The sequence below is a fragment of the Methylobacterium ajmalii genome (assembly GCF_016613415.1).
Classification (GTDB): Bacteria; Pseudomonadota; Alphaproteobacteria; order Rhizobiales; family Beijerinckiaceae; genus Methylobacterium; species Methylobacterium ajmalii.
In genome coordinates, this window is record NZ_JACWCT010000100.1 from 46,362 (window position 1) to 69,595 (window position 23,234).

Here is a 23,234-nt window from a genome sequence, read left to right on the forward strand (position 1 = left end):
CGGCGCGGCCTCCTCACGCCGGCAGCGGCAGCCCCTCGCGGGCGAAGGCGCGCTGCACCGCCGGGCGCGCGGCCATGCGGCGGGCGTGATCGGTCCAGTACGGGAACTGGCGGGCCATGTCGTAGCCGAGCACCCGGCCGCGGCCCCAGGTCCAGAACACCAGCAGGTAGGGATCGGCGACGCTGTAGCGCTCGCCGGCGGCCCAGCCGCCGCGGGAGAGCCCGACCTCGATCATCGTCCACAGGTCGGCGCAGGTCTCGACGCCCTTGGCCTTCACGTCCTCGATCGCCACCTCGTCGGTGGCGTAGCGCTCGGCCCGGCGGATATGGGCGTAGGCGGGGTGGATGGTGGAGGACAGCCAGGCCAGCCATTCGGCGCACCGGGCCTCCTCGCGCGGGTCCTCCGGCCACAGGCCCGCCTGGGGATTCTTGCGCGCGATGTAGCGCAGGATCGCCGGGTTCTCGGTCAGCACCCAGTCGCCCTCGGCGAGAGCCGGCACCCGGCCCTTCTGGTTGACGGCGAGGTAGCGGCCGCCGCGCTGCTCGGCCGTGGCGAAATCGATCTTCACCGCCTCGAAGGCCGCACCGGTCTCCTCGAGGGCGATGTGGGGCGCGAGCGAGCAGGCGCCCGGCGAGTAGTAGAGCGTGAGGGTGTCGGACAAGGGGGCCTCCCGGCGCGAGCCGCCACAAGCCCCGGTCGCGAGGGGCGGTGCCTTCCTCCTTAGAGCATTGTCCGACGCAGCGGGTACCGGTTCGTCGACAGGAAATGCGGCAAGATCAAAAGCATAGAGCAGCGCCCGGCGGCGAGGCGATCGGGCTCCGCTCTAGCGCCGAGCGGCCCGCATGCGGGACCGTCTCTCGGCGCGAGGCTTCAGCGGGAGGCTTGCGGGCGAGACACCTGCGGCCGCGCCGCCATCCCGGCCTCCGGGCGGGATCGCTGCATCGCCAGCCAGGCCACCGCGCAGAGCACGATCACGCCCTGGACGGCCAGGGCTTCCCAGCTGCCGTTGAAGCCGAGCTCGGTGACGAAGTCCGGCACGCCGTCGTTGTGCACCGGCACCAGCACCTGCTCCTGCAATTCCTGGATCGCCGCGCCGACGAGGCGCAGGCCCATCACGAACAGGAAGGCCGAGGTGAGAAGGAAGACCGGGCGAAGCGGCAACCGCAGGGCCAGCCACTGCATCGCCACGAACATCGCCGCGAGCGCGAGGGCCGCCACCACGAGACCGCCGAGCAGCGAGGCGTCGAAGCCGCCGACGGTGCGGGCGAGCGCGTGAAGGAACAGAACCGTCTCGGCGCCCTCGCGAAACACCGCCAGGAAGGCGATGCCGGCGAGCGACAGCACGGTGCCGGCGCTCATCGCCCGCTCGGCCATGCGGTTGATCTCGGCCTTCCAGGCCGCCGGGTCCTGGCGCAGGAAGAGCCAGCCGCTCATCGTGAACATCAGCGCGGCAGCCACCACGATGACGCCGGCCTCGATCAGGTCGTTGTGGTTGCCGTCGAAGAAGGTCTCGAACACCCAGGCGAGGCCGAAGCTCGCCAGCACGGCGAGGCCGGCCCCGGCATAGATCGGGCGGATCTTCTCGGCCGCGCCGGCCCGGCGCAGGAAGGCCGCGAGCGCCGCCACGACCAGCATCGCTTCCAGGCCTTCGCGGAACAGGATGGTGAAGGCCTGCGCGAAGGTGGATCCGTCGGCCATGGGGTACTCCTCGTTCGGCGCAGGACAATCCGGGCTCGTCCGGACGGGCGCCGTCGCGCCGCGCATCCGGCGTCCTCTTAGGCGAGGTGGTCCCGGCTTTCAAACACAATATCCTTGTTTTGCATTGTTCTAAATTGGATCGAAACAAACGGAAACTATCGGATCTGCGCCCCGTACGACGACGATCGGTTGGTCTTCTCAAGATGATCCGGCGAAGTCTATTCGTGGCGGCGGCCTCTGCCCGAGTACCGGAGGGGCCGTCGGATCGGAGCCTCGCACCGGGCGTCGGCGGCCATCCCCAGCGCTTGCCGGGGAGCCGTGCCGGCAATCTGGACGCTCCCGCTCCGCGTCCTTACGGTTCCCTCACGCGGGATGCGTTCGACGGGGAGTGGGGTTCATGGAAGCGGGTTCGGTGAGGTCGCGCCTGATGGCGGGCGCGATGCTGGTCCTCTCGGCGACGCGGGCATTCGCGGCCGACGAGCCCTCGCGCCTCGATCAGGTCGTCGAGCGCAAGGTCCTCAACGTCTGCACGACCGGCGACTACCGCCCGTTCTCGTACCGCCCCGACGGCGCCAACGACTTCGTCGGCATCGACATCGATCTCGGGCGCTCGCTCGCCAAGTCGCTCGATGCCGAGGCGGTGTTCGTCCAGACCAAGTGGTCGAACCTCATGCCCGACTTCAAGGCCAAGTGCGACATCGCGATGAGCGGCATCTCCGTGACGCTGCCGCGCCAGCGCGAGGCCTTCTTCAGCGAGATGTACCTGGTGAACGGCAAGGCGCCGATCGTGCGCTGCGACGAGGTCGCGAAGTACCAGACGACCGACGCGATCAACCAGCCCTCCACCCGCGTCGTCGTCAATCCGGGCGGCACCAACGAGAAGTTCGCCCGCGCCAACCTGGCCAAGGCGCAGATCCAGCTCTTCCCCGACAACCGCGTGATCTGGCGGGAGATCGCCGAGAACCGCGCCGACGTGATGGTCGCCGAGTCCGTCGAGGTGAAGCTCCAGGAGACGCTGCATCCGGGCTTGTGCGCGGTGAATCCCGATCGGCCGCTCCAATACGGCGAAATGGGCTTCCTGCTGCCGCGCGGCGACACGGTGTTCAAGGCCTACGTCGACCAGTGGCTGCACCTCGCCAAGGCCACGGGCGAGTTCGATCGGATCGTCGGCGCCAACATGAAGTAAAGGACGGCCGCATTCCGGTCGCGCTCCACCCGGACCGGCGACGCGATCGCGCGCCGGGCCTTCGATCCTGCGTCGTTGCCTTCCGCAAGCCTGTGCCCCCGTCGTCGAGCCCAGCTTCCACGCACCGGTGATCGCGGTTCCGGCCGCGAGACGCCTCGCACCGACGGCGTCCCGACAAAGGCGCCGGCCCGGTCGAGGGGCCCGGCAGAGCGCTGAGTGCACCTCACAAAACTCCCGCCGCAATGTCTCTGCCACAGCAAGCCGAGGCGGTGATCGGGAGTTTTGTGAGAGACGCCAAGACGGGTCCGTGTCACCCCGGCGTTCGGGGCGTTCGGGGCGTCGGGGCGGCCCGTCCCGAGGCGCGAACGGACGAGGTCACGCCGCCTCGGGCGCCGCTCCCACCAGCTGCCGCGCCTGCAGCACCGACATCGGCTCGCCGAAGGCGAAGCCCTGCGCGTAGTCGCAGCCGATCTCGGCCAGCGCGAGCGCGTCGGCCTCCGACTCGGCGCCCTCGGCCACGATCTCGAGGCCGAGTTCCTGCGCCATGCGGACGATCGAGCGCAGGATGCCGGAGCGGCCGTTCGCCATCTGGCGCACGAAGGACTGGTCGATCTTGATCGTGTCGAAGGGGAAGCGCTGCATGTAGGTCAGCGCCGAGTAGCCGGTACCGAAATCGTCGAGGCAGAGACCCGCGCCGAGCTCGTGGATGCGGGCGAGCATCTGGGCGGCGTATTCCGGGTTCTCCATCACCAGGGCTTCGGTCAGCTCGAGCTTGAGCGAGCCGGGGACGACGCCGGTGCGGGCGAGCACGGTCTTCACGTCGTGCAGGAGGTCGTGGCGCAGGAGCTGGCGCGAGGACAGGTTGACCGAGGCGAAGATCGGCGGCTCGACCACCAGCGCCTGCTGCCAGGCGGCCAGCTCCGCGGCGGTGCGCTCGAGCGCGAAGACGCCGAGATTGACGATCAGGCCGGATTCTTCCGCGATCGGCAGGAAGACCTGGGGGACGACGCGGCCGAGCCGCGGGTGGTCCCAGCGCAGCACGGTCTCGAAGCCCGCCACGGTGCGGTCCTCCAGGCGCACGATCGGCTGGAACAGCACCTTGATCTCGTTGCGCTCCAGCGCCCGGCGCAGGTCGCTCTCCAGCATCATCCGCTCGCCGCGGTCGGAGCGCATCGTCGGGCGGTAGACCTCGATCCGGTCGCCGCCCTGGCGCTTGCCGTTGATCATCGCGAGCTCGGCGTTCTTCACCACGTCCTCGCGCTTCACCACCGCGCCCGCCTCGTGCAGGGCGACGCCGATCGAGGGCGTCAGGAAGATCTCGCGGTCGGCGTAGGTGATCGGCGTGGTGATCGCCCGGCGGATGCTGTCGGCGAACGCGATGATCCGGTCCGGGTCGCGCTCGGAGAGGAGGATGACGGCGAACTCGTCGCCGGCGATGCGGGCGAGCGTGTCCTGCGGCCGCAGCAGCCGGTTGAGGCGGCGCGACAGGGTCAGCAGGATCGAATCGCCCGCCGAGAGCCCGATCGCGTCGTTGACCTGCTTGAAGCGGTCGATGTCGACGACGAACAGGGTCGGCTTCAGGCGCGGGTCCTGGCTCGCCAGGGCGATCGCGGCGTCGAGCCGGTCGTTGAACAATTCGCGGTTGGGCAGACCGGTGAGATTGTCGTGGACCGCATCGTGGAGCAGGCGCTCCTCGGCGATCTTCGCTTCGGTCACGTCCGCGATGGTGCCGACGATGCGCACCACCTCGCCGTCGGTGCCGATCACCGGCCGTGCCTTGAGGCGGAACCAGTAATAGGGCCCTGCGGCCGAGCGCAGGCGGAAATCCTGCGAGATCCGGCCGCGGCGCTCCTCGATCACGGTGTCGAGGGCGGCCGAGTAGCGCTCGACGTCGAAGGGATGGAGCAGGGAGAGCCAGCTCGCCTGCGGCCCCTCCAGCGCCCCGCGCTTGAGACCCAACTGCCCCTCGATCTCCGGACCGGCGAAGACCCGGTCGCCCGGCACGTCCCAGTCGAAGACGACGTCGCCGGCACCCGTGAGGGCCAGCGCACGGCGCTCGGTGTCGGAGACGAGGCTGTTGCCGATCCCGCCGCCCGCGAAGGCGTGCTGGAGCACCGTGAAGCCGATCAGCATCACGATCAGCACGAGGCCGCCGATGAGGGCCGGCTGGACGAGGTCGTTGTGGAGCTGGCCGGTGATGGCAAAGCCCGCCGCCACCACCCAGGCGAGCAGCAGCAGCCAGGTCGGGATCAGCAGGATCGCCCGGTCGTAGCCGTTGTGGATGGCGAGATAGACGATGAGGAGCAGGCCGACGCCCGCCACGGTCGCCACCGAGATGCGCGCCACGCCCGCCGCCACCGGCGGGTCGATGACCGCCAGGCCCACGAGCCCGGCGAGGAACAGCAGCCAGATCAGCGCGACGTGGCTGTAGCGCACGTGCCAGCGGGCGAGGTTGAGATAGGCGAACAGGAACACCAGCAGCGTGGCGCCGAGCACGGCCTCCGCGGAGGCGCGGTAGATCCGCTCGGCCGCCTCGGTCGTCGGGAAGATCCTCTGGAAGAACCCGAAATCGATGCAGGCATAGGCCAGCACCGCCCAGGCGAGCGCGGCCGCCGCCGGGAAGATGATCGCGCCCTTGACCACGAACACGATGGTGAGGAACAGGGCGAGCAGCCCCGCGATGCCGATGATGATGCCCTTGTAGAGGGTGAGCCCGGTCGCCTTCTTGCGGTAGGCGTCCTGGTCCCAGAGGTAGACCTGCGGCACGTTGGGAGTGCGAAGCTCCGCCACGAAGGTGACGGTGGTGCCGGGATCGAGCGTGATGACGAACTGGTCGGCGTCCGGGCTCTCGTCGCGCTCGGGCCGGATGCCCTGGCTCGCCGTGATGGCGGCGATGCGCGAGCCGCCGAGATCGGGCCACACCACGCCCGAGCCGACGAGGCGGAAATGCGGGGCGACCAGCAGGCGGTCGATCTGCTCGTCGGTGTCGTTGGTGAGCGCGAACACCATCCAGTCCGGGCGGGCGCCCGTCTCGCGCGCCTTCACGGCGATGCGGCGCACGATGCCGTCCTTGCCCGGCGCGGTCGAGATCTGGATCAGGTCGCCGTCGGAGCGGTAGCGCTCGATCGCCGGGGTGAGGTCGATGGCCTGCGAGTCGAGGGTGACGCGCACGGCCTCGACCGCGCGGGCCTGCGGCGCGGCGAGGACCAGCCCGACGAGGGCGGCGAGGCAGGCGAGGACGAGTGAGTACGTGCGCAAGCTTCGGGGTCTTCCGGCCGGACGGAGGCGGCCACGGCCACGGGGCGGCATGAGGAGAGGCCGGACCGTACTGACGCCCAAGCTTGCGGGCAAGGCGGAGGTCCCGGATCTCCCCGGCCGTCCGCGAGCGCGGCCGTCGACGGGCTTCGATCGCTCCGCTTTGCGGCCAAATCAAGTTGAGGCGGTCGTTCCGCGGCGGGACGCGGCGGGCTCGGCCGCCGATACCACCTCCCAGCATTCCGGGTGGCGCATCAGCTCGGTCAGGAACGCGAAGGTCAGCGCGTGGGTCGGGCAGTTGGCCACGATGCGCCCGAGGATCGGCCGGCCGGCGAGGCTCAGGTCCCCGACGAGGTCGAGGGTCTTGTGCCGTACGGGCTCGTCGGGAAAGCGCGCCCCGCCGAGCACCCGTCCGCCGAGCAGGATCGCCACCCGCCCGGGGCGGGCGCCGCGCAGAAGCGGCTCGCGGTCGCGCGGGTGCATCCGCGCGTCGGTGTCCGGGCCGATCGGGCGGCTGTGCTCGGGCCGCGATCGGGTCGGCTCCGGCCCGTCGCCGCGCACCGTCTGGGCGTCGAAGGAGCGGGCCCAGAGCCGGTCCCGGGTCGCGGCCGGCAGGAGCGTGCGGGCGAGCCGGGTCTTGAGCAGCGTGCGCCAGATCAGCGAGGCGTTGCCGAAGCTGCGGCTCGGGGCGATCTCGGCCCGGAACGAGGCGGGATCGACCGGGCCGCCCCAGCGCAGGACGCCGAAGCCCGGCAGCCGGTCGGTGCTGACGTCGACGGCGAACCCCTCGGCCGGCTCGGCGCGCAGGAAGCCGTGCATCCCGTCGACCTGGAACGGCGCCCGGATGCGCAGGAACTCCCGCGGCCTGTCCTGCACCACCCGCCCGGCCGCGTCGATCAGCGCGCACCAGCGCGAGGCGGAGCCATCGAGGATCGGGATCTCGGTGCCCTCGACGGTCACCTCGGCGTTGTCGATGCCGGAGGCCGAGAGCGCCGCCATCAGGTGCTCGATCGTGCGCAGCTTGCGCCCGTCGGCGAGCGCCAGCGCGGTGCACATCCGGCTCGCGATCCAGGGCGCGGTGGTGGCCGGCACCGCGGGCCCGGCCCCCGGCACCGTGAAGCGGATGCCGTGGCCGGGCGGGGCGGGCGCGATCGTCACGCGGGCGACGCGGCCGGTATGCATCCCGGGCCCGCGCACCGACACGCTCCGGCCGAGCGTCGCCTCGCGCCGCATCGCGTCAGGCTCCCCGCAGCGCCTTGCCCACGGCGTCGAGGCTCTGCAGCGTCTTGATCGGCCCGATCGCCGCCAGGGTCGGGGCCCCGGCGATCAGCGCGCGGCCGGCCGCCCGCACGTCGTCGGTCGTCACGGCGTCGACCTTGGCGATCACCTCGGCGGCGGGGATCACCCGGCCCCAGGCGAGGAGCTGGCGCGCCGTGCGCTCGATGCGCCCGCCGGGGGTCTCCAGCGCCGAGAGCAGCGCGACCTTGAGCTGGGCCTTCGCCCGGGCGAGCTCGGCCTCGTCCACGGTGTCGGCGGCGTCGCGCAGGCAGGCGAGCGTCACGTCGACGAGGCCCGGCAGGTCGGCGCCCGCGGTGCCGGCACCGATGCCGAACAGGCCGCAATCGCTGAACGGCCAGTGGAAGGCGTGGATCTCGTAGGCCAGGCCCCGGGTCTCGCGCACCTCGTGCCAGAGCCGCGATGTCAGCCCGCCGCCGAGCACCTGGGCGAACAGGTGGGTGGCGTAATACTTGTCGTCGCGGAACGACAGGCCGGGCAGGCCGAGCACCAGGTTGGCCTGTTCGAGCTTGCGCTTCATCCGGCGCTCGCCGCCGCGATACTGCCCGGGCACCGCCTCGGGCGCCTCGCTGGCCGGCATCGCGCCGAAATGCTTCTCCGCCGCCGCCACGATGGCGTCGTGCTCGACCGCGCCGGCGGCGGCCAGCACCATCCGGCCCGGCGTGTACTCGCGGGCGAGATAGGCCTCGATCGCCGCGCGGTCGAAGCTCTGGATCGTCTCGGGCCGCCCGAGGATCGGCCGGCCGATCGGCTGGTCGGGGAAGGCGGCCTCCGTGAAGGCGTCGTAGACCACGTCGTCGGGGGTGTCCTCGACGGCGGCGTATTCCTGCAGGATCACGCCCTTCTCGCGGGCGAGCTCGCCGGCCTCGAAGACCGAGCGGGTCAGGATGTCGCCGAGCACGTCGAGGGCGACCTCGGCGTCCTCGCCCAGTACCCGGGCGGTGTAGCTCGTCTGCTCGACGCTGGTGGCGGCGTTGATCTCGCCGCCGACATTCTCGATGTCCTCGGCGATCTGGCGGGCCGAGCGCGTCGCCGTGCCCTTGAACGCCATGTGCTCGATGAGGTGGCTGAGCCCGTGCTCCTCGGGCCGCTCGTTGCGCGAGCCGGCCCCGACCCAGACCCCGAGGGTCGCGGTGGCGAGCCCCGGCATCGCCTCGGTGGCGACGGTGAGCCCGTTGGCAAGCCGCGTGATCTTGAGGTCCGGCGAGGCGCCGAGCGTCGCGAAATGCTGGTTCATGCGGCACTCCTCAGGATGCGGGCGCGCTCGCGGATCGCCCGCTCCACGGCCGCCTCGTCGTTCGGCAGCACGGTGAAGCGCTCGCGCCGCTCCAGGAGATCCGACAGATGCGGCGGCAGGGCCGGGCGCACGCCGGTCGCGGCCTCGACCGCATCCGGGAACTTGGCGGCATGCGCGGTGGCGAGCGCCACCACGGGGGTCGCCGGATCCTCGGCGAGGAGCCTGCGGGCGGCGCGCACGCCGATGGCGCTGTGGGGATCGATGATCTGGCCGGTGCCCTCGTAGACGTCGCGGATCTCGGCGACGACCGCGTCCTCGGGCACCGCCGCCGCGTCGAACTCGGCTCGGATCCGCCCCAGCGTCCGCTCGTCGAGGGTGAAGGCGCCGGACTGCTTGAGACCCGCCATCAGCCGGTTCACGGACGCCGCGTCGCGGTCGAGCGCCTCGAACAGCAGCCGCTCGAAGTTCGAGGAGACCTGGATGTCCATCGACGGCGAGGTGGTGGGCGCCACGCCCCGCACCTCGTAGGAGCCGGTGGCGAGCGTGCGCGCCAGGATGTCGTTGGCGTTGGTGGCGACCATCAGCCGGCCGACCGGCAGGCCCATGCGCTTGGCGGCCCAGCCGGCCAGGATGTCGCCGAAATTGCCCGTCGGCACCGAGAACGAGACCGGGCGGTGCGGGCTCCCGAGCGCCACCGCGCTGGTGAAGTAGTAGACGGCCTGCGCGGCGACCCGGGCCCAGTTGATCGAGTTGACGCCCGAGAGCCGGACCTCGTCGGCGAAGCGCGGGTGCTGGAAGAGCGCCTTCACGATCGCCTGGCAATCGTCGAACGTGCCCTCGACCGCGAGCGCGTGGATGTTGTGCGCATCCACCGTGGTCATCTGCCGGCGCTGCACCTCCGACACCCGGCCATGCGGGTAGAGGATGAACACGTCGACGTTGTCGAGGCCGCGGAACGCCTCGACGGCGGCGCTGCCGGTATCGCCCGAGGTGGCGCCCACGATGGTGGCGCGGCTGCCCTTGGCCTTCAGCGCGTGGTCCATCAGCCGGCCCAGCAGCTGCATCGCCACGTCCTTGAACGCGAGCGTCGGACCGTGATGCAGCTCGAGCAGGAAGAGGTTGTCGCCGAGCTGGGTCAGCGGGCAGACCGCCGGGTGCCGGAAGGTCGCGTAGGCCTCGTCGATCATCCGGTCGAAATCGGCCTGCGCGATCTCGCCGTCGACGAGCGGCGACAGCACGGCCTTGGCGGCCTCCGCGTAGGGGCGCCCGGCGAGACCCGCGATCGTCTCGCGGGAGATCTGCGGCCAGCTCTGCGGGATGTACAGGCCGCCGTCGCGGGCGAGGCCCGCCAGCAGCGCGTCGGTGAAGGTCAGCGGCGCGGCGGCGCCGCGGGTCGAGACATGGAGCACGGTGATCAGTCCTGAGGCTGACGCGAGGCCCTACACGAATCCGGACCGCGCGTCAGCCCGCGGGTCAGGCGCTGCTGCCGGGCGCCTTGCGCAGGCGGCAGCCGGTGATCCGCCAGGCGCCGTCCGCGTCCCGCTCCAGGGTGTAGAGCGCTTCCCAGTCGGTGCCGTCCTGGTCCTGGATCCGCACTCCCTGCGCCAGGCTCCCGTCGGGCAGTTCCTCGTCGGTACCGAACTCGAAGCGACGGTTGCGGTAGACCGCCGCGTAGGCCTGCCGGACCATGCCGACGAACAGCTCCGGCGTGCCGAAGATCGACCGGATCGCGGGAGCGGCCTGGGCGTAGGCCGTGGCCGCGTCGTCCTGCCGGAAGGCCTCCTGCTGGCGCCGGATCACCGTCCGCGCCGCCTCGCGGTCGCCGCTGCCGGCGGCGAGCGCGCCCTGGCCGACGGCCAGAAGGGTCATCAGGGCGACGAGGGTGCGCACGGGCCCTCCCGGAACACGTCGGTGGCGGATGCCGCAGCGTAGCAGGGCGATCCCGTGTGCACAACTGGAAGTCGTCATCGCGAATGATCCGGCAAATCGCCCCGATGACGTTCGACGACGAACAGTCGTGACGGCGATCAGACCCCGCTCGCCTTGCGTCCCAGCTCGACCACCCGCAGGTTGTTGGTCGTGCCCGGCTGGCCGAACGGGATGCCGGCCACCGCCACGACGAGGTCGGGCGCCTGGGCGAACCCCTCCTGCTCGGCGACCTCGGCGGCGCGCGCCACCATCGCCTCGTAGGACTCGATCTCGGGGCCGAGCACCGAATGCGCCCCCCAGTACAGGCTGAGCCGGCGCGACACCGCGGGATCGAAGGTGGCGGCGAGGATCGGCACGTTCGGGCGCTTGCGGGCGATGCGGGCCGCGGTGGTGCCGCTCGCCGTGAAGGCGACGATCGCCGCCGCCTCGATGGCGTCGGCGAGGCCGGCCGCGGCGGCCGCGACCGCGTGGGGCGGGCTGTCCTCGACCTCGGGCTCGCTCGCCCGCACCAGCGAGCGGTAGAGCCGGTGCTGCTCGGTGCGGCGGATGATGCGGTCCATCATCGCCACCGCCTCGACCGGATAGCGCCCCGCCGCCGATTCGGCCGACAGCATCACCGCGTCGGCGCCGTCATAGACCGCGGTGGCGACGTCGGACGCCTCGGCCCGGGTCGGGGCGGGCGCCGTCACCATCGTCTCGAGCATCTGGGTCGCCACGATCACCGGCTTCACTGCCCGGCGGCAGGCGCGCACCAGCTCCTTCTGGCGCCCCGGCACGTCCTCGGGCGGCAATTCCACGCCGAGGTCGCCGCGGGCCACCATCACGCCGTCGGCGATGCGGATGATGTCGTCGATGTGCTCCAGCGCCGAGGGCTTCTCGATCTTGGCGATCAGCCCGGCCCGGCCGGCGATCAGCCCGCGCGCCTCCATCACGTCGGAGGGGGTCTGGACGAAGGACAGGGCGACCCAGTCCACCCCGAGGTCGAGCCCGAAGGCGAGGTCGCGCCGGTCCTTCTCGGTCAGCGGCGAGAGGGCCAGCACCGTGCCGGGCAGGTTGACGCCCTTGCGGTTGGAGATCGGCCCGCCGACCACCACGTCGGCATCGATCGCATCGTTGTCCACCCCCGCGACCCGCACCCGCACCCGGCCGTCGTCGATCAGGAGCTCCTGGCCCGGCGCCACGGCGGCGAAGATCTCCGGATGGGGCAGGGGGATCGCGTCCGGCCCGCCCTCCCGGCCCTCGCGCACGAAGCGGATGCGGTCGCCGGTGGCGAGGTCGAGCCTGTCGCCCCGCAGGGTGCCGATGCGGATCTTCGGGCCCTGCAGGTCCTGCAGGATGCCGATCGGCCGACCGGTCTCCTGCTCGAGCGCCCGGATCGCGGCATGGACCTTGGCGTGGTCGTTGTGGGTACCGTGCGAGAAGTTGAGCCGGAAGGTGTCGACCCCGGCGAGAAAGAGGGCCTTCAGCCGCTCCGGCGTGTTGCTGGCCGGGCCGACGGTGGCGACGATCTTGGCGTGGCGGTGGCGGCGCATGGCAATCGCTCCTGGCTCGTCAGGGTTCGGGTCGTCGGGTTCAGGACTTGGTGCGGCGGTAGACGGTCGTGAAGCTGACGTTCATGCCGCCGCAATTCATGTTGTCCTCGGCGAGGAGGAAGGGCGGCAGCAGCCTGAGACGAATCCGGCAATCGCCCGGCTCGCCGGCCGTGAAGGGCAGGGTGCCCTTGTTCCCCATCGTGAAGGCGAGGGACGCCCCGCTCGGGGCCGTCGTGCCCTCGACGGTGCCGAGATTGACCGCGCCGCGGCGGACGCGATCGGGGTCGAGGGCGCCGTAGGTCGCGTCGCCCTTGACCGAAAGCGTGCCGGCGGCCTTGCCCGGCCGGATCGCCAGGGTCTGTTCCGGGGCGCTCCAGGTGCCGGTCCAGTCCGTCGGGCCGGGCGCCGGCTCCGGGGCACGCTCCACCGCGCTCGCCGGCAGCCAGCCGGCGCGCACCGCGCCGGTCCTGCCGACATAGGTCGCGCAGACGTAGCCCGGCCTCGCGGCGCCGAGGATCACGGCGTCGCCCGCCACCACGAAGGCCTTCTCGCGGCAGGCCGGATCGGCGCCGGGGCAGCCCTTGCGGTCGGACGCGCCCTGCACGAACGGCACGCGGGCCTCGCCGGCCTTGACCGTGCCGAGGCCCGGGCCGGCATCGAGCGCGCCGTAATCGAAGCAATCGCCCTCCGCGGCGAGCGCGGCTCCCTGCCCGGCGAGCCAGGCCAGGACGAACAGCCCCGCGCCCCGTCGTGTCCCGCCCCGCATCCTCGCCGTCCCTCCGTTGCGCCGAAAGCTAGGGCACCTTGGACCAAAGGAGCACCCGTCGGAGACGCAATCGCATCGTCTGCCGCGGCGCCACGCTCTTGACGCCGGTTATGCTGCAACGCACCCTGTCTCCAAGAAACGTTCCGGCGACGATACGTAGGGGGTATCGACGGTCATGCTGTTTCAGCCGCCCGTGTTCGAGACGATCTTCCGCACACCCGTCGAGCATCGTCTGGTGATCCGGGGGTCGCGCAGCCGCGGCGCCCCGCTCGACGGCGTACGCTGGTACCACGACGAGTTCGATGCCGCCGGCGCCCTGGTGGCCCGCTACGAGACCTACGACGAGACCGACGCGGCGGGCCAGGCGCGCTGCGGCTGGCGCCGCTACGATGCGGCGGGGCGCCTCGCCGCCCGCCACGAGGTGGCGATGCGCTGGTCGGCCCTCGTCGCCCTGAAGCAATCCCGGCGCAACGCCGAGATCGCGCTGCAGCGGGCCGGTATCCCGAGTTCGTCGGCGCCGCTGTCCCGCCGGGTGCTGGCGGCCTGACGCGGCCTCGCCGCTTGACCCCGGGGTCGGCACCGGCCCCGATCCCGACCATGACTTTCCCGCTTCACGTCGCCTTGCCGCTCCGAATTATCCACCCGGCCCGATAAGTCGGGCCGGGTTTGGCTGTTCGCGATCCCGTGAAGTGCTGTTGGTGCCTCCTGCCACCCGGAAGGTCTGTCCCGTCATGTTCGATACCGATGCAGTGCTGCACCTCCTGTGCGGCAAGATCTCCGCTGGAAAATCGACGCTCGCGGCCCGCCTCGCCGCCGAGCCCGCGACGATCCTGGTCCGGGAGGACCAGTGGCTCGCCGGGCTCTATCCGGGCGAACAGAACAGCCTCGCCGACTACGTCCGCAACGCCGGGCGCCTGCGCGGCGTGATGGCGCCGCACCTCGTCGCGCTGCTGCGGGCGGGGCTGTCCGTCGTGCTCGACTGTCCGGCGAACACCCCGGAGAGCCGGGCCTGGATGCGGACGATCGTCCACGAGGCGGAGGTGGCGCATCGGCTCCACTACCTCGAAGCCGACGACGCGCTGTGCAAGGCGCGCCTGCGCGCCCGCAACGCCGCCGGCACGCACGAATTCAGGGTGGACGACGCGACGTTCGACCTGTTCACCCGCTACTTCGTGCCGCCGGCCCCGGAGGAGGGGTTCGACGTGGTGCTGCACCGGCAGGAGGCGTAGGGCTCCGCTGTCGGGGCGGGCCCTCGCCTCACCCGGGCGTCAGCATCACGAAATGTCCGTCCGGGTCGCGCAGCAGGGCGGCACCGCCCGTGGCGGGCTGAGACGTCGACCCGGCCGGAACGAGCCGGCGGGCATGGGTGGCGCAGGCGGCTGCGAGAGCCTCGCCGTCGGCCATCGCGATCACCAGCCGGGTCGCCGCCACGTCGCCGACCGTGAGGTCGGAGACCGGGCGCGGATGGTCGCCGCGGTAGCACAACAGCTCGACATGCGGCGGCCGCCCGTCTGGGAAGCCCAGCCCCGTCACCTCGACGGTCGGGGCGGGGACGGCATCGAGGCGGGCCTGTTCGGGCCCGGTATTGAGCGAGCGCGACACGACCGAGAGCCCGAGGGATTCGTAGAACGCCACGCTGCGGGCGGTGTCGGCGACCGAGATCGCCGAGTGGTCGAGACCGAGGCAAGGACCCGCCGCTCCCGGCCGTCGCCACGCCTCCGGGATCGCGTCCGGCGGGAAGGCCAGGAATTCGAGCGGGTGGCCCTCGGGGTCGCGGAACTTGAACGCCGTCACGCCGCCCGAGGCGGCGGGCAGCCGCACCGGGCCGTCGGTCGAGATCGGGCGCCAGCCCGGATGCGCCGACAGGCGGGCATGGGCCGCCGCCATGTCGGCGACGATGATGGCGCAATGCTGGAACAGCGGGCTGAAGCCCGGCACCTCGCCCGGATAGGGGCGGCCGTCGGGCGCCGCCACGAGGTCGAGGCGCTGGTCGCCGAGGCGCAGGGGCACGACCCGCGCCGGCCCGGCCCCGATCGCCTCTGCGTCGCGAAAGCCGAGCGCCGCGCGGTAGAACACCGCCAGCCTCTCCGGGTCGGTGGCGTTGAGCGCGATCCGGGCGAGGCGCCGGGCTCCTTCGAGGGCGCTCACGGCGTCTGCACCCCGCGCCGGTCGAGGAAGATCGCATAGAGCGTGTGCGAGCCGCCGATGAACAGGCGGTTCTTGGTCGGGCCGCCGAAGGTGATGTTCGAGACCGGATGCGGCACCAGGATCTTGCCCATCAGCTTGCCCTCCGGGCTGATGCAATGCACCCCGTCGGCCGCGCTCGACCAGACGTTGCCGTCCTCGTCGACCCGCATCCCGTCGCAATAGCCGGGCTCGATCTTGTGGAAGATGTCGCCGCCCGACAAGGCGCCGTCGGGCGAGACGTCGAAGACGCGGATGTACTGGCGCGGATCCGGCTTCGACTGGTCGCCGGTCTCGGCGACGTAGAGCCGGCGCTCGTCGGGCGAGAAGGCGAGGCCGTTCGGCCCGTCGAAGTCGCCGGCCATCACCTGGATCTCGCCCGTCCGCGGGTCGAGGCGGTAGAGGGCGGGCGGCTGCTCGGAACGCTGCCGCCCGCCCTCGTAGTCGTTCGCGATGCCGTAGACCGGATCGCTGAACCAGATCGTCCCGTCGGACTTCACCACCACGTCGTTCGGCGAATTCAGGCGCTTGCCGGCATGGCGCTCGACCAGCGTCGTGACCGTGCCGTCGTACTCGGTGCGGGTTAGGCAGCGGCCGCGATGCGAGCAGGCGATCAGCCGGCCCTCGCGGTCCCGGGTCTGGCCGTTGGCGTAGTTCGAGGGCGCGCGGTAGACCGAGAAGCCCGCTCCCTCGATCCACCGCATCGTGCGGTTGCGCGGCAGGTCCTGGAACAGCAGGCAGTCGGCGTCGCCCATCCAGACCGGGCCCTCGATCCAGCGGAAGCCGGAACCCAGCTCCTCCAGCGGCGCGTTCGCCAGGACGTAGTGCTTGAAGCGCTCGTCGTGGATCTCGAACCCGTCCATGCGATCACCGGAACCGGCAGGCCGCGCCGGTGGTCGGCGCCGAATCGTACTGGATGATCATCAGGACCGCCGGCTCGTCCCCGACCGTGCCGGAGCGGTGGCCCGTCTTGCCGTCGCGCTCGCGGACGTTCTGGTCCTCGCCGAACGAGATCTCGCCCGGACCCATCTCGACCCGGGTGCCATCCATCGATTCGACGAACCAGCGGCCCGACAGCGGGACGATCCATTGAGGTTTCGGGTTCGGGTGCCAGTCGCCGGTCCAGCCGACGGGCTGCACGGTCACGAACACCGTGGCGCCGTCATGGGTCTTCTGCCCCTGCCATTGCGGCGGGGCCGGCGGCGACATCGACTTCTTCTCGAACTCGGTGAAGGCGCATCGCGTCTGGTGGCTGATCCCGTCCGCGTCGGCCCAGAGGTGCCAGTAGGGGACGGTGGGGCTCGCATCGCTCATCGGGCGGTCTCGCTGACGCTGTAGGGCTTCGACGAGGCGAAGGGGTGCGAGAAGAACGTCTCGACCGTCGCCGCCCCGGTGCCGAAGGTGACGAGCAGAAACCCGCCGGCGAGCGCGAGGTTCTTCCAGAAATCCCAGAAAAGCTCGCGCCCCTTGCCGCCGGACCAGAAATCGCCCGGCTTCCAGAACTGCTTCCACAGGAGCGCCGTGACGCCGCAATAGCCGGCGAGCACGAAGGCGGCGAAGCGGTCGGCGATGCCGGTGAGGACGCCGAGCGACATCACGATCTCGACGAACAGGCCGGCGAGGATCAGCGCCGTGGCGGGGGCGGTGGCATGCACCGCCTGTTTCGCCTGCCCTACCGCCCCGCGAAAATTCAGGATCTTGTCGAGGGCACTGAACGGCAGGAACAGCAACACCAAAAGGAGCCGGACCCCGAAGGCGACCGCGATGCTGAGAGATGCCATCCGTGTCCGACCCCGCCGCCCTGTTTCGCGTGTGCGAAAAGCTAAGTGGGGCGGGTCGACGTTGGCGCCAGCCCCGCCATATCCGCTTCGCACGGGCGAGCGGCCCTGCGTCATCCTGCGGCTTTCCGCAGCGGAGGGGACCCGCCGATGAGCGAGAACCGGCACTACGACGTCGTCATCGTCGGCTCGGGGCCGGGTGGCGGCACCATGGCGTGGCGGCTGGCCCAGACCGGCAAGCGCATCCTGCTGCTCGAGCGCGGCGACTACCTGCCGCGCGAGCGGGAGAACTGGGACAGCCAAGCGGTCTTCGTCGATGCCCGCTACCAGGCGCCCGAGACCTGGTACGGCGCCGACGGGTCGAGCTTCCATCCCGGCCTGCACTACTTCGTCGGCGGCAACAGCAAGGTCTACGGCTCGGTCCTGCTCCGCCTGCGCGAGAAGGATTTCGGTCAGATCCGCCACCCGGACGGTATCTCGCCGGAATGGCCGGTGAAGTACGACGTGTTCGAGCCCTACTACCAGGCGGCGGAGGAACTCTACTACGTCCATGGCCAGCGCGGCGAGGATCCGACCGAGCCGCCATCCTCGAAACCCTACGCCTACCCGCCGATCACCCACGAACCCCGGATCCAGGAGCTGTTCGACGGGCTGAAGCGCGAGGGCCATCACCCGTTCCACCTGCCGGTCGGGGTGCGGCTCGACGAGCGGGACGGCAAGCCCCTGCCGCACTCGGCCTGCATCCGCTGCGACGCCTTCGACGGCTATCCGTGCATCACCAACGGCAAGGCGGATTCGCAGGTCACCTGCGTCGATCCCGCGCTCGCGGCGCACGACAACCTCACGCTGATGACCAATTCCTACGTCGAGCGGCTCCTGACCGATCCGGCCGGCCGGACGGTCACCGGCGTCGAGGTCAAGCGCGGCGACACGACCGAGGTGTTCACCGGCGACATCGTGGTGGTGGCCTGCGGCGCGCTCTCCTCGGCGCTCCTGATGCTGCGCTCGGCCAGCGACGCCCACCCGCACGGGCTCGCCAACCGGTCGGGCCAGGTCGGCCGCAACTACATGCGGCACAACAACTCGACGGTGCTGGCGATCTCCCGCACCCCGAACCCGACCCGGTTCCAGAAGACGCTCGGCCTCAACGACTTCTACTTCGGCGCCGACGACTGGGATTACCCCCTCGGCCACATCCAGATGGTCGGCAAGTCGGACGGGGTGCAGATCCGCGGCGAGGGCCTGCCGGGCTTCCTGCAATGGTTCCCGGAAAAGCCGTTCGACTGGATCGCCGCCCATTCCCTCGATTTCTGGCTCACCACCGAGGACCTGCCGATCCCGCAGAACCGCATCTTCTACGAGAACGGCAAGGTGCGGCTCGATCTCACGCAGACCAACGAGGAGGCGTTGCACCGGCTCAAGGCCAAGCTGCGCGACCTCTGCTCCAGGCTCGAGATCCACCCGCACCTGTTCGACCGCTCGCTCTATCTCGGCAAGGACGTGCCGATCGGCGGCACCGCTCACCAGGCCGGGACCCTGCGCTTCGGCACCGACCCGGCGACCTCGGTCCTCGACCTCGACTGCAAGGCGCACGAGCTCGACAACCTCTACGTCACCGATGCGAGCTTTTTCCCGTCGATCGGCGCGGTGAACCCGACCCTGACGATCATCGCCAACTCGCTGCGGGTGGCCGACCACATCATCGGGCGGCTGGGGGCGTAGCGCCGCCCTTCTCCGGATCCTCGTCCGCACCTCACGCCCGAGGCGGGGGAGCGGATCGCGCAAGGCGGCGCGCACCGCGCGCATAGGTGGCACGCCGCGTCCCGGGCTATGACGGGGGCGCCCTCAGAGGAGCCCCCGCATGCCCCTGGACCCCACCCTGCGCGACCGCATCATCACGGCCGTGGCCGACGGCTTTTCCGAGCAGATCGCCCACACCCAGGCGCTGATGCGCTTTCCCTCGATCCGGGGCGACGAGCAGGCGATCCAGGATTTCGTCTTTCGCAGCTTTCGCGACCGCGGCTACGCCATGGACCGCTTCGCCATGGACCGGGCGCAGATCGAGGCGCATCCCGGCGGCGCCCGGTTCAGCCCCGAGCATTCCGAGGCGCCGATCGTCGTCGGCATCCACCGGCCGCGGGAGGAGCGCGGACGCTCGCTGATCCTCCAGGCCCATGTCGACGTGGTGCCGCCGGGCCCCGCCGACCTCTGGACCCATCCGGCCTTCGAGCCGGTGGTGGAGGGCGATTGGCTCTACGGCCGCGGCGGCGCCGACATGAAGGCGGGGCACGCCGCCAACCTGTTCGTCCTCGACGCGCTGCGACGCATCGGCCTCCAGCCCGCCGCGACCGTCACGCTGCAATCGGTGGTGGAGGAGGAATCGACCGGCAACGGCGCGCTGATGACCCATCTGCGCGGCTACCGCGCCGACGCGGTGCTGATCCCCGAGCCGGAGGAGGAGATGCTGGTGCGCGCCAATACGGGCGTGTTGTGGTTCCGGGTCGAGGTCCGGGGCCGCCCGGTCCATGTCCGCGAGATGGGCACCGGCGCCAACGCCATCGACGCCGCCTACCGGGTGATCGGCGCGCTGCGGGCGCTGGAGGAACGCTGGAACGCCGACAAGGCCGGGCGCCCGCACTTCGAGGGCGAGGCGCACCCGATCAACCTCAATATCGGCCGGATCGAGGGCGGCGACTGGGCCTCCTCGGTGCCGGCCTGGTGCCGGATCGATTGCCGCATCGCGCTCTATCCGGGGGTGAGCGCCGCGGAGGCCGCCCGCGAGATCGAGGCGGCGGTGGCGGCGTTCTCCCGCGACGACGCCTTCCTGTCGAACAGCCCGCCGAGCGTCAGCTTCCACGGCTTCTTCGCCGAGGGCTACGTGCTGGAGGAGGGCTCGGAGGCGGAAGCCGTGCTCGGCCGGGCGCACGAGGCGGCGACGGGGGCGGCGCTGAAGAGCTTCATGACCGCCGGCTACCTCGATACCCGGGTCCACGCCCTCTACGACCGGGTGCCGGCGCTCTGCTACGGCCCGAAGAGCGAGAACATCCACGGCTTCGACGAGCGGGTCAGCCTCGCCTCGCTCCGGCGCATCACCACCGCGATGGCGCTGTTCGTCGCCGAATGGTGCGGGACGGAAGCCGCCTGAGCGGGGCTTGCGCGACGCAGCCGGCGTTCCTTCGTCGCCACGCGGATGCGCCGTGCAGGCCGGTGATACGAAGTCCGGAAGGGATCTTCCGGACTTCGTATCACTCCTTCAATGCCGCCACGAATTCCCGCACGTTGTGGCGCATCATGTCGAGATAGGTCGTGGCCGGGCCGCCGGGCTCGGACAGGGCGTCGGAGAAGACCCGCCCGCCCGCCTTGGCGCCGCTCTCGCGGGCGACCTGCTGCATCAGCCGCGGATCGGAGACGTTCTCGAGGAAGACCGCCGGGATCCTGTCGCGGCGCACCTGCCTGACGATGGCGGCGACGTCGCGGGCGGTGGCCTCGCTCTGGCTCGACACCCCCTGCGGGGCGAGGAAGCGCAGGCCGTAGGCCTTGGCGAAATAGCCGAAGGCGTCGTGGGTCGTGACGATGCGCCGGCGCGCCTCGGGGATCGCCGTCAGCGCGGTGCGGATCTCGGCGTCGAGGGCGTCGAGCTGCGCCAGATAGGCCGTGGCGTTGGCCGCATAGGCCGCCTTGCCGGCCGGATCGGCCGCCGAGAGGCCGTCGCGGATCGCCGCGACGTAGCGCTTGGCGTTGGCGACGTTCTGCCAGGCATGGGGATCGACGGCGTGGTCGTGCGCGTGGGAATGGTCCTGCGCGCCCTCGTCCTCCTCGATCGGGACCACCCCCCTGGCGGCGACCACGACCGTGGCCTTCGTGCCCGACGCCTTGATCAGGCGGTCGATCCAGCCCTCGAAGCCGAGGCCGTTGACCACGACGAGGCGGGCGGCCGCCACCGCCTGCGCGTCGGCCGGGGCTGGCACGAAGCTGTGGGCGTCGCCGTTCGGCCCGACCAGGGTGGTGACCGCGACCCGCTCGCCGCCGACCTGGCGCACGAGGTCGCCGAGGATCGAGAAGGTCGCCACGACCCGGGTCGGCTCCGCTTTTCCGGGATCCGTCTTCGCGGGTTCGCCCGCCGCCGAGGCGGCGCCGGCGGTCTGTGCCCCGGCGGGCGCTCCCCACCCCAGGACCAGCGCCAGCAGCAGCATCGCGAACCTCACCCCACGCATCGCATCGTTCCCTCGCTCGATCCCGCGCACCCCCTAGGCCGGCGGGTCCGAAATTGCAACATTGTTACATTCGTGGAGCGCGCCGGAGACCGGCCAGCCCTTGCCCTGTAGCGAGGACGGGCCGGCCCGGTGCGTCCAGGGTGCGCGGGTCACGCCGTTCCTGCCCGCTCCCGCTCGGACGGTGTCACCGGCCCGCCGCCCTCCCGCCGGAGCCTCGCGGAGACCGGCGGTTAGGTCTTCCTTAACCATGACTGGCGATGGTCCGCTCAACTGAACCATGAGGAGGTCGGGATGGATCACATCGAGACCAGAATCCGCGAGCGCGCCTACGCCCTGTGGGAGCGCGACGGCCGCCTTGACGGCCGCGACGCACATTACTGGACCCTGGCCGAGCAGGAGCTGCGCGGCGCGAGCGCGGCGCCGGAGAGCGACGCCGCGCGAGTTTCCGTTGCAGAAGCCCCCGCCGCGGAGGCGCCCGTGACCGAGGCCGCCGCCAAGCCGGTCCGCAAGCCGGCGGCCCGCAAGCCCGCCGCCCGGAAGGCCGCGGCCGAGACCCCCGCCGCCAAGGCGGTGGTGAAGGCGGTGGCCGACATGGCCGACATGGCCGAGGCGGTGGCGAAGCCCGCCCCGCGCCGGCGCCGTCCCGCCGCGGAAGCCGTCACCACCCACTGAGGGGGAACGCGCTCGATCGGTTTCGCGGGACGCGGGGCCGGCGGCGCACGGCGCGTCCGGTTCTCCCTCCTTCGCGTCTCAGCCCCTTCCGCCCTGCGGGAGGGGCTTTTCGTCGTGGACCGGCCGGGCCGGTGCCGCGCCGCGCCGGAGCAGGCGCCACAGCGCCGCGACCAGGGCGACGTCGAGCAGGGCGAGGACCGCCAGGACCGCCAGCGTCGCGTCGGCCCCGCGCTGGGCGATCAGCCAGGCGGCGCCCGAGGGTGCGAGCGCCTGCGCAGCGAGGCTCGGCTTCGCGATCCGGCCGAGGAGCGCGGCGTAGCGCTCGGGCCCGAACAGGACGAGGGGCAGGGTGCCGCGGGCGATCGAGTAGAGTCCGTTGCCGGCGCCGTAGACCACCAGCACCAGGCCGGGCGCGAGCAGGCCGCCCCACAGCAGGATGAGGCCGAGTGCCATCAAGCCGACCGCCGCGGTCAGCGTCCAGATCGGGTGGTGGCGGCTGCGGTTGGCGACCTCGAGGAGCCGCGCGCCCACCTGCGACGGGCCGATCAGGGTGCCGAGGGAGACGGCCGCCGCCAGGGTCAGGCCCCGGTCCTGGAGCAGCGTCAGCAGGTGGACCGACATCACCGAGGCGACGACGCTGGTGCAGGTCGCCACCGCGGCGAGCACCAGGAAGGTCGACCGCTCCCCGGGCGCGAGGGCGACGTCGGCCCGGGTGCCGGGAGCCGGGGGCGGCCGCGGCGTCGCCCGCGGGACCAGGGCGAGGATCAGCGGCACCGACAGGACGACCTGCAGGGCGGCATAGGTCAGGCAGGTGCCGCGCCAGCCGAGATGCGCCAGCAGGAAGGCCGAGAGCGGCCAGCACACCGTGCTGGCGAAGCCGCCCCACAGGGTCAGTGCCGTGATCGACGGCCGGGCATCGGCCCCGTAGAGCCGCCCGAGGGTGGCGAAGGCCGCGTCGTAGAGCCCCGACCCCATGCCGAGCCCGATCACCAACCAGGCGAGGCCGAAGACCGGCAGGTTCGGCGCCGCCGCCAGGAGCGTCAGCCCGGCGGCGAAGAGGCCGGACGACACCGCCAGCACCGGCCGGCCGCCGTGGCGCCCGATCAGCCGTCCGGCGAGCGGCGCGACGGCGCCCGCCGCCAGCATGCCGGCGGTGAGGCTGCCGAAGATCCACGGCAGCGGCCAGCTGGTCTCCGCCGCGATCGACGGGCCGAGCACCGTCAGCAGGTAGTAGCTGCAGCCCCAGGCGAAGATCTGCGTCACGCCCAGAGCCGAGATGACCGGCCAGCGCCGCGGCGCGCTCACGGCGTCCGTCCCCCGTCCGGGCCCGGCATGCATTCGGTGACGGGGTCCATGGCGGCGGCCTCCCGGCGCGGGCGGGCCCTCGCGTCCGGCCTCCTCGTCCCGCATCCTTTGCCAATCTCTAACGACTTCGCGGGACACTCGTCCACAGGGTCGTGCGGGCTTGTGGAACATCCCCGGAACGC

21 protein-coding genes are annotated in these 23,234 nt (G+C 71.7%); 6 read left to right on the plus strand and 15 right to left on the minus strand.

Translation table 11 applies throughout. The annotated features are described in order from the left end of the window. Positions 1 to 13 precede the first annotated feature (13 nt). Both HPY23_RS19125 and HPY23_RS19130 read right to left on the minus strand, forming a co-directional pair. Entirely contained in the window at positions 14 to 661 is a 648-nt protein-coding gene (locus HPY23_RS19125) for a glutathione S-transferase family protein (protein ID WP_091888169.1), read from the minus strand. A gap of 209 nt (positions 662 to 870) precedes the next feature. Beyond that, the gene (locus HPY23_RS19130; protein WP_060848999.1) at positions 871 to 1,698 is read right to left on the minus strand and encodes an FTR1 family iron permease; all 828 of its coding nucleotides are present in this window, start codon (positions 1,696 to 1,698) and stop codon (positions 871 to 873) included. A 397-nt stretch (positions 1,699 to 2,095) separates the two neighbouring features. On the opposite strand from HPY23_RS19130, the gene HPY23_RS19135 reads away from it, so the two are divergent. Further along, the gene (locus tag HPY23_RS19135; protein WP_091888167.1) at positions 2,096 to 2,884 is read left to right on the plus strand and encodes a transporter substrate-binding domain-containing protein; all 789 of its coding nucleotides are present in this window, start codon (positions 2,096 to 2,098) and stop codon (positions 2,882 to 2,884) included. Between the two features lie 375 nt (positions 2,885 to 3,259). On the opposite strand, the gene HPY23_RS19140 is transcribed toward HPY23_RS19135, so the two are convergent. The 7 genes from HPY23_RS19140 to HPY23_RS19170 all read right to left on the minus strand — a co-directional run bounded on the left by HPY23_RS19140 (position 3,260) and on the right by HPY23_RS19170 (position 12,899). Then, positions 3,260 to 6,142: an EAL domain-containing protein gene (locus tag HPY23_RS19140; RefSeq protein ID WP_091888165.1), complete on the minus strand. Its 2,883-nt coding sequence runs from the start codon at positions 6,140 to 6,142 to the stop codon at positions 3,260 to 3,262. 171 nt (positions 6,143 to 6,313) lie between these two features. After that, positions 6,314 to 7,372: a UDP-3-O-acyl-N-acetylglucosamine deacetylase gene (locus tag HPY23_RS19145; protein WP_091888163.1), complete on the minus strand. Its 1,059-nt coding sequence runs from the start codon at positions 7,370 to 7,372 to the stop codon at positions 6,314 to 6,316. A 4-nt stretch (positions 7,373 to 7,376) separates the two neighbouring features. Next, complete coding sequence (locus HPY23_RS19150; RefSeq protein ID WP_091888161.1) at positions 7,377 to 8,672, minus strand: M16 family metallopeptidase; 1,296 nt, start codon at positions 8,670 to 8,672, stop codon at positions 7,377 to 7,379. Continuing rightward, positions 8,669 to 10,081 carry a threonine synthase gene (gene thrC, locus HPY23_RS19155; RefSeq protein WP_091888159.1) on the minus strand — a complete coding sequence of 471 codons (1,413 nt, stop codon included), beginning with the start codon at positions 10,079 to 10,081 and terminating at the stop codon, positions 8,669 to 8,671. Before thrC ends, HPY23_RS19150 begins: the two co-directional genes overlap by 4 nt. Before the next feature lie 64 nt (positions 10,082 to 10,145). Then, positions 10,146 to 10,562 (minus strand): DUF4864 domain-containing protein, encoded by a 417-nt coding sequence (locus HPY23_RS19160; protein ID WP_091888157.1) that lies wholly within the window; start codon positions 10,560 to 10,562, stop codon positions 10,146 to 10,148. A 137-nt stretch (positions 10,563 to 10,699) separates the two neighbouring features. Next, complete coding sequence (pyk, locus tag HPY23_RS19165) at positions 10,700 to 12,133, minus strand: pyruvate kinase (RefSeq protein ID WP_091888154.1); 1,434 nt, start codon at positions 12,131 to 12,133, stop codon at positions 10,700 to 10,702. A gap of 40 nt (positions 12,134 to 12,173) precedes the next feature. Then, on the minus strand, positions 12,174 to 12,899 hold the full coding sequence (locus HPY23_RS19170; protein WP_091888152.1) for a hypothetical protein: 726 nt from the start codon (positions 12,897 to 12,899) through the stop codon (positions 12,174 to 12,176). Between the two features lie 175 nt (positions 12,900 to 13,074). Between HPY23_RS19170 and HPY23_RS19175 the strand changes: the two genes are divergently transcribed. Together HPY23_RS19175 and HPY23_RS19180 are read left to right on the plus strand one after the other, a co-directional pair. Then, positions 13,075 to 13,446 carry a hypothetical protein gene (locus tag HPY23_RS19175; protein ID WP_060848992.1) on the plus strand — a complete coding sequence of 124 codons (372 nt, stop codon included), beginning with the start codon at positions 13,075 to 13,077 and terminating at the stop codon, positions 13,444 to 13,446. A 184-nt stretch (positions 13,447 to 13,630) separates the two neighbouring features. Beyond that, positions 13,631 to 14,128: a P-loop nucleotide/nucleoside kinase family protein gene (locus tag HPY23_RS19180; protein ID WP_091888150.1), complete on the plus strand. Its 498-nt coding sequence runs from the start codon at positions 13,631 to 13,633 to the stop codon at positions 14,126 to 14,128. A 28-nt stretch (positions 14,129 to 14,156) separates the two neighbouring features. On the opposite strand, the gene HPY23_RS19185 is transcribed toward HPY23_RS19180, so the two are convergent. The 4 genes from HPY23_RS19185 to HPY23_RS19200 are packed head-to-tail and all read right to left on the minus strand — an operon-like array spanning position 14,157 to position 16,864. After that, on the minus strand, positions 14,157 to 15,047 hold the full coding sequence (locus tag HPY23_RS19185; RefSeq protein WP_091888148.1) for a VOC family protein: 891 nt from the start codon (positions 15,045 to 15,047) through the stop codon (positions 14,157 to 14,159). After that, positions 15,044 to 15,946 (minus strand): SMP-30/gluconolactonase/LRE family protein, encoded by a 903-nt coding sequence (locus tag HPY23_RS19190; protein ID WP_060848989.1) that lies wholly within the window; start codon positions 15,944 to 15,946, stop codon positions 15,044 to 15,046. Before HPY23_RS19190 ends, HPY23_RS19185 begins: the two co-directional genes overlap by 4 nt. Before the next feature lie 4 nt (positions 15,947 to 15,950). Then, positions 15,951 to 16,397, minus strand: coding sequence for a cupin domain-containing protein (locus tag HPY23_RS19195; protein ID WP_091753859.1), 447 nt, complete (start codon positions 16,395 to 16,397; stop codon positions 15,951 to 15,953). After that, a complete protein-coding gene (locus HPY23_RS19200) occupies positions 16,394 to 16,864 on the minus strand; it encodes a DoxX family protein (protein ID WP_060848987.1) in 471 nt (156 codons plus the stop codon). The genes HPY23_RS19195 and HPY23_RS19200 overlap by 4 nt, the downstream gene beginning before the upstream one ends. 147 nt (positions 16,865 to 17,011) lie before the next feature. On the opposite strand from HPY23_RS19200, the gene HPY23_RS19205 reads away from it, so the two are divergent. Continuing rightward, positions 17,012 to 18,583 (plus strand): FAD-dependent oxidoreductase, encoded by a 1,572-nt coding sequence (locus HPY23_RS19205; protein WP_091888146.1) that lies wholly within the window; start codon positions 17,012 to 17,014, stop codon positions 18,581 to 18,583. Positions 18,584 to 18,722: 139 nt separating this feature from the next. Further along, complete coding sequence (locus HPY23_RS19210) at positions 18,723 to 20,006, plus strand: ArgE/DapE family deacylase (RefSeq protein ID WP_091888144.1); 1,284 nt, start codon at positions 18,723 to 18,725, stop codon at positions 20,004 to 20,006. Positions 20,007 to 20,106: 100 nt separating this feature from the next. Here HPY23_RS19210 and HPY23_RS19215 read toward each other — a convergent pair whose 3' ends face one another. Continuing rightward, positions 20,107 to 21,075: a metal ABC transporter solute-binding protein, Zn/Mn family gene (locus HPY23_RS19215; protein ID WP_236012715.1), complete on the minus strand. Its 969-nt coding sequence runs from the start codon at positions 21,073 to 21,075 to the stop codon at positions 20,107 to 20,109. Between the two features lie 291 nt (positions 21,076 to 21,366). Between HPY23_RS19215 and HPY23_RS19220 the strand changes: the two genes are divergently transcribed. Continuing rightward, positions 21,367 to 21,747, plus strand: coding sequence for a DUF2934 domain-containing protein (locus HPY23_RS19220; RefSeq protein WP_091888140.1), 381 nt, complete (start codon positions 21,367 to 21,369; stop codon positions 21,745 to 21,747). A 78-nt stretch (positions 21,748 to 21,825) separates the two neighbouring features. Here HPY23_RS19220 and HPY23_RS19225 read toward each other — a convergent pair whose 3' ends face one another. Then, positions 21,826 to 23,052, minus strand: coding sequence for an MFS transporter (locus HPY23_RS19225; RefSeq protein WP_091888206.1), 1,227 nt, complete (start codon positions 23,050 to 23,052; stop codon positions 21,826 to 21,828). Between the last annotated feature and the right edge of the window lie 182 nt (positions 23,053 to 23,234).